Source organism: Phytohabitans rumicis (genome assembly GCF_011764445.1).
GTDB lineage: Bacteria > Actinomycetota > Actinomycetes > Mycobacteriales > Micromonosporaceae > Phytohabitans > Phytohabitans rumicis.
In genome coordinates, this window is the sequence record NZ_BLPG01000001.1 from 4,711,105 (window position 1) to 4,723,290 (window position 12,186).

Annotated in this window: 9 protein-coding genes and 1 pseudogene; 6 read left to right on the top strand and 4 right to left on the bottom strand. The window is 71.0% G+C overall.

What is annotated here, in order from left to right; genetic code table 11:
• Nucleotides 1–3 precede the first annotated feature (3 nt).
• Nucleotides 4–3,273, top strand: coding sequence for a S8 family serine peptidase (locus Prum_RS21190; protein WP_173078109.1), 3,270 nt, complete (start codon nt 4–6; stop codon nt 3,271–3,273).
• Here Prum_RS21190 and Prum_RS21195 read toward each other — a convergent pair.
• Nucleotides 3,270–4,232 (bottom strand): GlxA family transcriptional regulator, encoded by a 963-nt coding sequence (locus tag Prum_RS21195; RefSeq protein WP_173078110.1) that lies wholly within the window; start codon nt 4,230–4,232, stop codon nt 3,270–3,272. The genes Prum_RS21190 and Prum_RS21195 overlap by 4 nt on opposite strands.
• Nucleotides 4,233–4,389: 157 nt before the next feature.
• On the opposite strand from Prum_RS21195, the gene Prum_RS21200 reads away from it, so the two are divergent.
• The 4 genes from Prum_RS21200 (at nt 4,390) to folE (ending at nt 8,151) form a co-directional block, all read left to right on the top strand.
• On the top strand, nt 4,390–4,530 hold the full coding sequence (locus tag Prum_RS21200) for a hypothetical protein (protein WP_173078111.1): 141 nt from the start codon (nt 4,390–4,392) through the stop codon (nt 4,528–4,530).
• Between the two features lie 63 nt (nt 4,531–4,593).
• Nucleotides 4,594–5,169: a hypoxanthine phosphoribosyltransferase gene (hpt, locus tag Prum_RS21205; protein ID WP_173078112.1), complete on the top strand. Its 576-nt coding sequence runs from the start codon at nt 4,594–4,596 to the stop codon at nt 5,167–5,169.
• A 283-nt stretch (nt 5,170–5,452) separates the two neighbouring features.
• Nucleotides 5,453–7,468: an ATP-dependent zinc metalloprotease FtsH gene (gene ftsH, locus Prum_RS21210; protein ID WP_173078113.1), complete on the top strand. Its 2,016-nt coding sequence runs from the start codon at nt 5,453–5,455 to the stop codon at nt 7,466–7,468.
• A gap of 68 nt (nt 7,469–7,536) precedes the next feature.
• Nucleotides 7,537–8,151 carry a GTP cyclohydrolase I FolE gene (gene folE, locus Prum_RS21215; protein ID WP_173083982.1) on the top strand — a complete coding sequence of 205 codons (615 nt, stop codon included), beginning with the start codon at nt 7,537–7,539 and terminating at the stop codon, nt 8,149–8,151.
• Here folE and Prum_RS21220 read toward each other — a convergent pair whose 3' ends face one another.
• The 3 genes and pseudogenes from Prum_RS21220 to Prum_RS21230 all read right to left on the bottom strand — a co-directional run bounded on the left by Prum_RS21220 (nt 8,152) and on the right by Prum_RS21230 (nt 11,602).
• On the bottom strand, nt 8,152–8,412 hold the full coding sequence (locus Prum_RS21220) for a hypothetical protein (protein WP_173078114.1): 261 nt from the start codon (nt 8,410–8,412) through the stop codon (nt 8,152–8,154).
• Between the two features lie 4 nt (nt 8,413–8,416).
• Nucleotides 8,417–9,052: a hypothetical protein gene (locus Prum_RS21225; RefSeq protein WP_173078115.1), complete on the bottom strand. Its 636-nt coding sequence runs from the start codon at nt 9,050–9,052 to the stop codon at nt 8,417–8,419.
• A pseudogene (locus Prum_RS21230) lies at nt 9,049–11,602 on the bottom strand (FtsK/SpoIIIE domain-containing protein). Before Prum_RS21230 ends, Prum_RS21225 begins: the two are co-directional and overlap by 4 nt.
• 167 nt (nt 11,603–11,769) lie before the next feature.
• On the opposite strand from Prum_RS21230, the gene Prum_RS55780 reads away from it, so the two are divergent.
• Nucleotides 11,770–12,186 carry an Rv0361 family membrane protein gene (locus tag Prum_RS55780; RefSeq protein ID WP_443094366.1) on the top strand — a complete coding sequence of 139 codons (417 nt, stop codon included), beginning with the start codon at nt 11,770–11,772 and terminating at the stop codon, nt 12,184–12,186.

A 12,186-nucleotide genomic window follows, 5' to 3' on the forward strand; every position in this document is an offset into this window, starting at 1 on the left:
GCTGTGGTTGTCGGCTGTCCTGGTCCTGGCCTTCGCGCCCCGGCGCAGGCCGCTGTTGGTCCCTTCGCGGCCACGTCCATCGAGCCGACCGGGCGCGTCGCGGCCGGGGCGGCGCCGACGAGCCGGCTCGCCGAGACCGATCCCGACCTGCTCGGCCGTGCCGAGACGGCACTCCTCCCGGTACTGATCAAACTGGACCACGACCCGGTCGCCACGTACGCCGGCGGGGTGCCGGGGATCGCCGCCACCAGCCCGTCCGGTACCGGTCGCAAGCTGAGCCGGAGCGGCACCGAGCGGGCGTACGAGGACTACCTTGCGGCCCGCGAGGACCGGTTCATCGCCGAGCTGGCGGTCAAGGTGCCCGGCGCCTCCGTCCGCCAGCGCCTGCGCACCGTGTACGGCGGCGTCTCCGCCACCGTGCCGGCCAACAAGGTCGGCGAGGTGCTCGGCATCGACGGCGTGGTCGCCGTGCAGCGGGACGAGCTGCACCAGCCGCTCACCGACGCGAGCACGGGGTTCATCGGGGCCGGCGCGGTCTATCCCCGGGTGGGCGGCGACCGGAACGCCGGCCGGGGCGTCATCGTCGGCGTCATCGACACCGGCGCGTGGCCCGAGCATCCGTCGTTCGCCGACCAGGGCAACCTGAAGGCACCGCCGGCGAAGGCCGACGGCGCCGCGCGCGCCTGCGACTTCGGCGACAACCCGCTGACCAAGACGGCCTACACGTGCAACAACAAGCTGATCGGCGGGGCCGCGTTCCTGGAGACGTACCTGGCCCGGCACGACGGCGAGCAATACCCGACGGCCCGGGACAGCGGCGGTCACGGCACCCACACCGCCTCCACCGCGGCCGGCAACGTGGTCAACTCGGCCGCCGTCTTCGGCGTCGACCGCGGCCCGCTACAGGGTGTGGCGCCGGGCGCGTGGCTGTCCGTCTACAAGGCACTGGGCGAGGCGGGCGGCTACGGCTCCGACATCGCGCGGGCGGTCGGGCAGGCCGTGCTCGACGGCGTGGACGTGCTCAACTACTCGGTCTCCGGTGGCACCGACCCGTACACCGACCCGGTCGAGCTGTCGTTCCTCGACGCGTACGCCGCGGGCGTGTTCGTCGCGGCGTCGGCCGGCAACTCGGGGCCCGGCCAGGCGACCGCCAACCACCTGGCGCCCTGGGTGACCACGGTCGGCGCGTCGACCGAGGCCCGTTCGTTCGTGTCGACGCTGACGCTGAAGGCCGGCGCCGACAAGCTGACGCTGAAGGGCGCGTCGATCACCAGCGGGGTCGGCGCCGCGACTCCGGTGGTGCTCGCCGAGTCGGTCGCCGGGTACGGCGGCGGAGCGCTCTGCGACAAGCCCGCCGACCGGGGTGTCTTCGTGGGGAAGATCGTGGCCTGCCAGCGCGGCGGGAACGCCCGCGCGGCCAAGGGCTACAACGTGGTCCAGGGCGGCGCGGTCGGCATGGTCCTCTACAACCCGTCGCTCGCCGACGTGGAGACCGACAACCACTGGCTGCCCACCGTGCACCTGGCCGACGGTGCCCGCTTCAAGGCGTTCATGGCCGGGCACACGTCGGTGACCAGCACGTTCACCGACGGCAAGCGGGAAAAGGGGCAGGCCGACGTGCTCGCCGCGTTCTCCGCCCGCGGCCCGGGCGGTCCGGCCATCAAGCCCGACCTCACCGCCCCCGGCGTGCAGATCCTCGCCGGCAACACGCCCACCCCGCACGCGGTCGAGGGCGGCCCGCCGGGCGAGCTCTTCCAGGCCATCGCCGGTACGTCGATGGCGGCGCCGCACGTGGCCGGCGCGGCGGTCCTGCTCAAGGCGCTGCACCGGAGCTGGACGCCCGGCCAGATCAAGTCCGCCCTCATGACGACCGCCCGCACGGCCGTGCTCAAGGAGGACCTGAAGACCGCGGCCGGCCCGCTGGACCGCGGCAGCGGCCGGATCGACCTGGTGGCGGCGGACGACCCGGGGCTGACCTTCGACGAGTCGGCGGAACGGATGCTCGCGCTCGGCGCCGACCCGGTGGGCGCCGTGCACCTCAACCTGCCCTCGGTCTACGCGCCCACGATGCCCGGCCAGGTCACCACCGTCCGCACCGCCCGGAACGTCAGTGGGGCTACCCAGACGTACCGGGTGTCGGTGCGGTCGCCGGCCCGGAGCCGGATCGCGGTCTTGCCCAGCGTCTTCACGCTCGCCGCCGGCCGGTCCGTCGCCCTGAAGATCACGATCACCTCGACCGCCCCTTCGGCTCCGCAGGTCGGCGAGGTCCGGCTCGACCCGGCGCGGCCGGGACTGCCGACCCTGCACCTGCCGGTGGCGTTCACTCCCAAGCCCGGCAACGTGGAGCTGACCAGCGACTGCGCCGCCGCCGTGGTCTGGCGCCAGCGGACCGTCTGCACGATCACCGCCAAGAACGCCTCACTGGCCGACGCGGTCGCCAACCTGACCACCACCGTGGACGCCCCGCTGACGGTGAGCGGAGTCGGCGGCGCGACCAAGACCGGGCCGAGGTCCGTCACGCGGCGCGGCCTCACAATTCCCGGAGCCCGACCGGGTAAGCCCACGCTGAAGCCGGGCACCATCGCCGGCTACCGGCCCCTTTCCGAGTACGGCATCCAGCCGTCCCCGATCGGTGACCAGGAGACCCTCACGTACGAGGTGCCGCAGTTCGTGTACGGCGGGCGGGCGTACACGTCGCTGGGCGCGGACGCCAACGGCTACCTCGTCGTGGGCGACGCGACCGGCTCCGGTGGCGGCCTGCCCGGTCGGCTGCCCGACGTCGCCCGGCCCAACAACGTCCTGGCGCCCTTCTGGACCGACCTGGACGGCACCCGCGACGAGGGCATACGGGTCGCCCGGCTCACCGACGGCGTGTCGAGCTGGGTGGTGATGGAGTGGCAGGTCGACGTGGCCGGCACCGACGCCAACCGGCACTTCCAGGTGTGGCTCGGTGCGAACGGCGTCGAGGACGTCGTGTTCGCGTACGACCCGGCCGCCCTGCCCGCCGCCCCGGACGGCAAGCCCCTGCTCGTGGGCGCCGAGAACGCCGACGGCAGCGCCGGCCAGCGCCTCCCGGCCGGTCGTACGCCCACCGCCGACCTGCGGGTGACCAGCGCGGTGCCGGCGACCGCGTCGTACACGGTGCAGCTCACCGGTGCGGCGCCGGGTATCGGCCGGGTGACCACCCGGATGACCGCGTCGACCGTGCCGGGCGTCTCCGTGGTGACCTCCGACGTGCAGGTCGTCCTGCCGCCGGGCGGCCCCACGCGCTAAGCGGCGGGCTCGCGTTCGCGGAAGGTCTGCCGGTACGCCTGCGGGGTCGCGCCCACCCGGCGGGTGAAGTGGTGGCGCATCGTCGCGGTGTCGCCGAAGCCGGCCCGGTTGGCGATCGCCTCCACGCCCAGCTCGGTGTCTTCGAGCAGGCGGCGGGCCAGCAGCACGCGCTGGTTGGTCACCCAGTCGTGCGGCGTTGTGCCGGTCTCGGCCCGGAACCGCCGGGCGAACGTGCGCGGAGCCATGTGTGCCCGGACGGCCAGCTCCTCGACCTTGACGGGCTGGTCGAGGTGGGTCATCAGCCAGGTCAGCACCGGCTCCAGGGTGGGCGCGTCGGGCGTCTTGGGCATCGGCGCCTCGACGTACTGCTTCTGGCCGCCGTCGCGGTGCGGCGGCACCACCATGCGGCGAGCCAGCTTGGTGGCCAGCGCCGAGCCGTGCTCCTGACGTACCAGGTGCAGGCAGGCGTCGATGCCGGCGGCCGTGCCGGCGCTGGTGAGCAGCTTGCCGTCCTGCACGTACAGGGAGTCGCAGTGCACCTTCGCCTCGGGGAACCGGCGCTGGAGGTCGTCGACGTGCTTCCAGTGGGTGGTGCAGTGGCGGCCGTCGAGCAGCCCGGCCTCGCCCAGCACGAAGGCGCCGGAGCACACGCTCAATATGTACGCCCCGCGCTCGGCGGCCCGGCGCACCGCGTCGAGCGCCTCGTCCGGGACGAACGCGTCGTCGGCGTGCGCGGGCACCGCGACCAGATCGGCCGTCTCCACGGGCGTCAGGTCGGAGTGCGGCGAGATATCGAAGCCGGACTTCGAACGGACCGGCTTGCCGTCCGCGCTGCACACGTCGAACCGGTAGGCGGGGAATCCGTCCTGCGTACGGTCGGTGCCGAAGAACTCGCACAGCACGCCGAGCTCGAAGGCGGCAACGCCGTCGAACACGATGACGGCCACGTTGTGAAGCATGTGACCTAGCCTACTCCGCACTTGGCAGGATTTTAAGGGTCAATGGCATTGCTGCCACTGTGCGGGTGGGGAGGGCAGGCGGAAACTAGATACAGACGTCCGGTGCGCACCGGCGGCAGACCTCAAAAAGAGACCGACCGAAGAAGGTTGAGCCGCCATGGAACTCGTTGTCCTCTTGCTGTTCTTCGTCCTGCTAGCCCTCGCCTCGATCTTCGGGTGGACCTCCGACAGCCGCGACTCCGCGGACTGGAAGGCGTCCGACGAAGGCCGCCGGCGGACCCGCCCGCGTCTGTCTTGAGCGCGAAAGCACAGGTCCTGACCCCGGCGTCGAGCCAGGAGCCGCATGCGGCAGTCTTAGGCCATGGCTGACGGCTCCTGGTACGACGCCGACATCGATCACGTGATCATCAGTGAAGCGCAGATCCGTGAGAAAACCGCGGAGTTGGCCAAGCAGGTGTCCGCCGACTACGCCTCGATCGAGGACGGGCTCCTGCTGGTCTGCGTGCTGAAGGGTGCGGTCATGTTCATGGCCGACTTCGCCCGCGCGCTGGGCCGGTTCGGGCCATCCATCGAGCTGGAGTTCATGGCGGTGTCCTCGTACGGGCAGGGCACCACCTCCTCCGGCGTCGTACGCATCCTCAAGGACCTGGACCGCAACATCGCCGGCCGGCACGTGGTCGTGGTCGAGGACATCGTCGACTCCGGCCTCACGCTCTCCTGGCTGCTGAAGTACCTGGCGTCCCGGTCCGCCGCGAGCGTCGAGGTGGTCACGCTCTTCCGCAAGCCGGAGGCGGTGAAGGTGCCCATCCCGGTCAAATACGTCGGTTTCGACATCCCGAACGAGTTCGTCGTCGGGTATGGGCTGGACTTCGCGGAGCGCTACCGTGAGCTGCCCTTCGTCGGCGTCCTGAAGCCCGAGGTCTACGCCCGCGCGTGAACGCACAGCGTACTCTCAGAAACGCCCGCTAGCTGCGGATATAACGGTTCGCAGGACGACTTTGCGTCCCGTTTGCGCAGATTGCTAGCGCGGTGCCTGATCCGGGAGCCGCAGCGTGCCCCGGGGGTGTACCGTCGAATGACCCGATGGCGTGGCGTGGCCGCGCCAGGTGTCGCTACCGCCGCGAGGCGGCAAGTGGCTGGCCGTGATCCCGCGGCGCAGGTATTCAGACGGTCAGGACGTCGATCAGGAGGGTCCGGGCGCCGCGGCGCTCGACAACAGTATGGAACGTACGCGTTTCTTCCGCCGCCCGGTGGTCTGGATCATCCTGGTGATCATCGGGGCGATTGCGCTCAGCTCTTTCTTTACCAGCGGCCCCAGCTACCACAAGGTCGACACCTCGGTGGCGCTCGAGCAGCTCAATGAGACGGGCAACATAAAGAAGGCCGTCTTCAAAGACAAGGAGCAGACGCTCCAGCTCGACCTGAGCAGCCAGACCAAGTTCGGCGACACCACGACCGACAAGATCCAGGCGCAGTTCCCGTACGAGGTCGGCCGCGAGATCTGGAACGACATCGTCGAGGCCAAGACCGCGGGCCGGGTCACCGGACCGATCAACACCGAGGTGTCCGAGGACAGCGTCTTCCTCACCCTGCTGGTCAACCTGCTGCCGATCGCGGTGCTGGTGATCCTGCTGCTGCTCTTCATGTCGCAGATGCAGGGCGGCGGGTCGCGGGTCCTCAACTTCGGCAAGTCCAAGGCGAAGATGATCACCAAGGACACGCCGAAGACGACGTTCGCCGACGTGGCGGGCGCCGAGGAGGCCGTCGAGGAGCTGCACGAGATCAAGGACTTCCTGCAGAACCCGGCGAAGTACCAGGCACTGGGCGCCAAGATCCCGAAGGGCGTGCTGCTCTTCGGCCCGCCCGGTACCGGTAAGACCCTTCTCGCCCGCGCGGTGGCCGGCGAGGCCGGGGTGCCGTTCTACTCGATCTCCGGCTCGGACTTCGTCGAGATGTTCGTCGGCGTGGGTGCCTCCCGCGTGCGTGACCTCTTCGAGCAGGCCAAGTCGAACGCGCCGGCGATCGTCTTCGTCGACGAGATCGACGCGGTCGGCCGGCACCGTGGCGCCGGCATGGGCGGCGGCCACGACGAGCGCGAGCAGACGCTCAACCAGCTGCTGGTCGAGATGGACGGCTTCGACACCAAGGGCGGGGTCATCCTGATCGCCGCCACCAACCGGCCCGACATCCTCGACCCGGCGCTGCTGCGTCCCGGCCGGTTCGACCGGCAGATCGCCGTCGACACCCCGGACATGGAGGGCCGCAAGGCCATCCTGCGGGTGCACGGCAAGGGCAAGCCGTTCACGCCGGACGTCGACCTCGACGCGGTGGCCCGCCGGACGCCCGGCTTCACCGGCGCCGACCTGGCCAACGTGATCAACGAGGCCGCCCTGCTGACCGCCCGGCACGACAAGCGGGCGATCACCAACGACAACCTGGAAGAGTCGATCGACCGGGTGGTGGCCGGCCCGCAGCGGCGTACCCGGGTGATGAGCGACAACGAGAAGAAGATCACCGCCTACCACGAGGGTGGGCACGCGCTGGTCGCGTACGCCCTGCCGCACTCGGCCCCCGTGCACAAGGTGACGATCCTGTCCCGTGGCCGCTCGCTCGGGCACACCCTGGTGCTGCCCACCGAGGACAAGTACACCCAGACCCGGGCCGAGATGATCGACACCCTGGCGTACGCGCTGGGTGGCCGGGCGGCCGAGGAACTGGTTTTCCACGAGCCGACCACCGGCGCCGGCAACGACATCGAGAAGGCCACGGCGCTGGCCCGCGCGATGATCACCCAGTACGGCATGAGCTCCAAGCTCGGCGCGGTCAAGTACGGCACCAGCGGCGACGAGCCGTTCCTGGGCCGGACGATGGGCCACGAGAAGGACTACTCCGACGCGGTGGCCGCCGAGATCGACGCCGAGGTGCGGGCGCTGATCGAGCTCGCGCACGACGAGGCGTGGGAGATCCTGGTCGAGTACCGCGACGTCCTCGACAACCTCGTGCTCGAGCTGATGGAGAAGGAGACCATCTCGCAGACCGACATGGGCCGCATCTGCGCCCGCGTCGCGAAGCGGCCGCCGATGGCGCCGTACAACGGCTTCGGCAAGCGGCAGCCCTCCAACGAGCCGCCGGTGCTCACGCCGGGCGAGAAGGAGGCGCTGAAGGCGCAGGCGCAGGCCGACGGTGCCGAGGCGACGGTGGGCGGTTCGTCCCCGAACTCGGACGGCGTCCACTGACCAGCGAGCCCGACTTCGGGGCGTCGTCGACGGAGCCGGACGGCGACGGCGACGACGCCCTCGACTATCTGGCGGCCCGGCTGGTCAACGGCAGGCTGACCGGTCGCCCCGTCGAGGAGGCCGTCGACCTGGTCCGGATCGAAAAGGCCGTGCGCGAGATCCTCATCGCCGTCGGCGAAGACCCGGACCGGGACGGCCTCGTGCGCACCCCGGCCCGGGTGGCCCGCGCGTACGCCGAGCTCTTCGCCGGCCTGCGGGTGGACCCGGCGAAGGTGCTCACCACGGCGTTCGAGGCCAACCACGAGGAGCTGGTGCTCGTCCGGGACATCGAGGTGATGTCGCTGTGCGAGCACCACCTGCTGCCGTTCCGGGGCGTCGCGCACATCGGTTACATCCCGGGCGAGCACGGGCGGATCACCGGACTGTCCAAGCTGGCCCGCCTGGTCGAGGTCTTCGCCCGGCGGCCGCAGGTGCAGGAGCGGCTGACGGCTCAGATCGCCGACCTGCTGATGGAGAAGCTCGACCCGCGCGGCGTGATCGCCGTACTGGAGTGCGAGCACATGTGCATGGCGATGCGCGGCATCCAGAAGGCCGGCTCCAGGACCGTCACCTCGGCCGTACGCGGGCTCTTCCAGTGCGACGCGAAGTCGCGCGCCGAGGCGATGAGCCTCATCATCGGCTAACTACACGATCGATCGGTACCGGTCGGCGGAGTCGATCGCGCCGCGGGCCAGCGTGTGCGCCTCGTCCAGGCGGGACTTGGCCTGCTCCAGCCGCGAGATCGCGTCCAGCACGGACGGGTGCATCGCGCCGACGGCGGTGAGCCGCAGCCGGGCGAGCGCCTCGTCGAGCTGGTCCGTCACGCCGCGCAGGGCGGTCATCGCGCGCTGGGTCTGGTCGACGCTCGCCGCCACGTGCGCCTTGACCTCTTCGACACTCGCCATGGTGCTATCTCACCAGGGTCAGCAGGCCGACGCCCATGCAGGTCGCGACCACCGGGGCGAAGCAGACGGCCGCCCCGACGAGCGGCGTCCGGTCCACCTTGCCGCCCGCCGGGGCCTCGAACGCCATGCCGACCGTCACCCAGCCGAACCCGAAGGCCACCGCCGGCATGGTCAGTCCACACAGGACGGCGTAGAGCGGCAGGTCGTTGTCTGCCGTCAGGTAGAGCGCGAGCTGCACCAGGAGCACCGCCGCCGCCAGCGGGCCGTACACGATGAGGTTGCGCACCCACGCCGGCGTCTCCCCCTTGGGACCCATCGGCGCGGTGCCCTGCTCGGTGGCGTCCGCGGCGTCCGCGGTGGTCCGGGCCCGCCGGAGCGCGGCCAGCACCGCCACCGGTCCACCCACCATGGCCGCCGCGGCCGCGGCCACGTCCGCCGGCGACGGCTGGAGCTGATCCTCTGGTACGCCTTGGGCGAGCAACTTCGCGCGTTGGGGTGCCAGCCGTGCGCGTACCCCGGCAAGCTCGTCGCGTGCGGCCCGCATGGCCTGCGTCTGCTCGCCCGCGGCGTTGGCCGCGCCCCGGCGGACCGCGTCCAGCCGCCGGGCGGCGGCCTCGTAGTCGCTCCACGCCTCGGTCATGCGTCGTGCTCCGGTCGCACGAACGGGACGATGACGGTGGTGCGGTCGGCGTGCCGGTCGTGCAGCAGCGCACGGTTGGGCCGCGGCTGCCAGTCGACCTGCTGGCCGAGGAGCAGCGACACGTCCGATCCCGGGACGTTGAGGAAGACCATGCCGGCGACGTCTTCGCGAGCCGCGCTGCCGCCCACCTCCTCGGTGAACCGGCGCAGGCCGCGCCACCAGGACAGCAGGTGTACGCCGCGGCCGGGCCCCTCGCGCAGCAGGTCCCGCAGGCGGTCGGTGGGAAGAGCGCCGCGGCTGATCGCGTCCATGCCGAACACGACGAGGTAGGCGGACTCGTCCAGCATCTTCGCGAGCTTGCCGGCCTCGACCAGCTCGGCGGTCTGGGTTTCGTTGAGGTGCGTGGTCAGCGACTCGGCGACCTGGTCGCCGTCGGCCACCAGCGACGCGACCACGAACCGGACCGACTTGGGTTGATGGTGCGCCGCGAGGCTGCGGGCGGCCGCGTCCAGGATGTCCGCGCCGAGCGCGCTGGGACCGAGGATGGCCAGGTGCCGACCCGGCGAGGCGTCGAGCGGGAACGCCGCGGTCGACAGCGGCACGTCGATGATTCGCCCCACGAGGGCCGCCGGCCGGCTGGGCGTCTTGCCCCGGGCGGCCAGGTAGGTCGGGTCGTCGTCGAGGTACTGGTGGGCGTAGCCGGCGAAGACGGACGGCGGCTTCGACCTCGCCGGGCGGGCCTCCCAGATCTTGTGGCGCAGGGCGGTGAGCGCGGACCGGTCCGCGTGTGGATCGGGGAACCGGACGGTCCGCTCGTGCCCCCGGGTCGCTCCGCGAGGGCCACCGAGCCCGCCGGCTGTGTTGACCACCGCCGTGCCCAGCGGGAGGCCGGCCGCCGAATCGTTGGTCGGTTCGAGGACGTCGCCGCCGCCCGGGAGGGCCACCCGCACCGGGAACTGGCCGAAGATCGAGTCGCGCTTGTCGTACAGGGCCTCGACGCCGAGCGCGGTCTGGCTGGCCAGGATCAGGTGGATGCCGTACGACCGGCCCTTGCGGGCCAGAGACTCCAGCAGGCTCACCGCCTCCGTGGTCAGCGGCCCGCTACCCGCCAGCAGCACCTGGAACTCGTCGATCACGCAGATGATGCGCGGCAGCGACCGGTGCTCGCGTAGGTCGGCGAACCGGGTGACTCCCGCCTTCTTGTACGCCACCGACCGGCGGGTCATCTCGGCGTCGAGCTCCCGCAGGACGGCCACGCCGTACTCCCGATCGGACTCGACACCGACGGCCCTGGCATGCGGCAGCCAGGTCTGGTCCCGCTCGCTCGGCACGAACTCGGCGAACGAGACCCCTCCTTGAAGTCGAGCAGGTAGAGCGTGAGCTCGCTCGGCGCGTACCGGTGGCCGAGGCCGTACAGGACGTTGATCAGGAACGCGGTCTTGCCGGCACCCGACCGGCCGCCGATCATCCAGTGTGGAGTCAGGTCGTTGAACTGCAACGTCACCGAGGTGTCGCCGTCCTGCCCGACCGCGGTCGCCACCCCCTCGGCCGAGTCGTCCGACCACATCGGCTCGTCGGGCAGCAGATCGTCCAGGGTGAGGTGGGCACTGGCGGCGGTGAGCTCGGAGAGCTCCTGGCACACCCGCTCGAACAGGTGGGCCGGCGGATCCTCGTCGAGGAACACGGGGGTGTTGAGCCCGCTGCTGCCGTAGCTCCCACCCGGCGGGTCGCTGATGAACGCGTGCGGGTTGCGCAGGGCAACCTTTGTGCTGCGGGGCAACGGCGGCTGCGTGGTGTCTTCGGTCAGCGGTGGGGGCGGCCAGCCCGCCACGATCAGATGCAAGCCTGCCTCGGGGCCGTGCTGTGCCAGCGCCGCGATCCGGGCAAGATCTGCACCCTCGGTCAGCTCCGGCAACGAGGCGACCGCCAGCAGCAGCGTGCGGTCCCGGCGGGAGTGTCGGGCCGTGGCCGGCCGCGCTGGGCGTACCCACTGCTCCGCTTCCGCGAGGACGGCCCGCAGCCCCGTGCGGTCGGTGACCGGCGGCGGCATCAGGCCGGCGTCGGCCAGCGGCTCAAAAGGCCCGAAAACCAGCCCGGCCCCGCGGCGTCCACCCCCCGGACCAGCAGCGAACCCGCCGGCGCTGCGGCAAGCAGGCGGAGCAGGAGCGCGCGGAGCAGCCCCGCCACCCGCGGATCGCGGGCATCCGCGTCCACGGTGAGGTGCCCGGTCCCCAGCAGCGGCACAACCGCGGGAAACCGCGCGTCGTCGAGCGGCTGGGCCATCCCCACCCGGACGAACTGCGGCAGCAGCGGGCCGCCGAGCGGCGTGTCCTCGGACTGCGCGTCCAGCGGCGCGCCCAACCAGCCGGGAACGAGGGTCGCGGCGGCGGCGCGCAGCCGTTCGACCAGGTCGTGTTGCTCGCGCTGGTCCGGCGGAGCCGGCCGGAAGTCATCGAGGGCGCCAGCGGCGGCGGCAACGGTGGCCACGGCCTGCCGGTGCAGAGCGGCGGCCTGGCCGATCCGTGCTTTCGCATTGGCCACGCCGCCCACCTCCCTTGGACTGAGACGGTATCCCAGCGCGGGGGTTTGGTCGCGCAGCCGCTCATGTCTTTCTTCGGGCGTCCTCAATGTACTAATGGTCCGTTCTTCGCCGTGGTGCGCTGTGCGGCTAACCTCGGAGCGTGGCTGCAGTACGGACAGGGCGACTCGTGTTGATGATGGTCGCTGGGGTGGTGGCGCTGCTCTGCCTGGGAGGTGCGGGGGTGGCACTGGTCGCGTACCGCGACGCCACCGAACCAGACCGCAGCGCCCCCGACGTGGCCGTAGATAACTACCTCCGCGCCTACCTAGTAGAACGTAATGACACGCGTGCCGGTCTATATACCTGTGGAGGTGCAGATCTGGCCGAAATACGTGCATTTCGACGGGATATTGAGGCGAGGGAGTCTCAGCACGCCATAAATGTTCAGATCTCCTGGGGCTCACTGACAATGGAAACCTCTGGACGGCGAAGCACAGTTAGTGTCGAAATTCGCAGAACAATTTCCGATGGAAGTGAGAGTGATCGGCAGCTCTGGCGGTTTGATGCCGAAGACGACGATGGATGGCGAGTGTGTAGCGCTCGTAGGGGATGA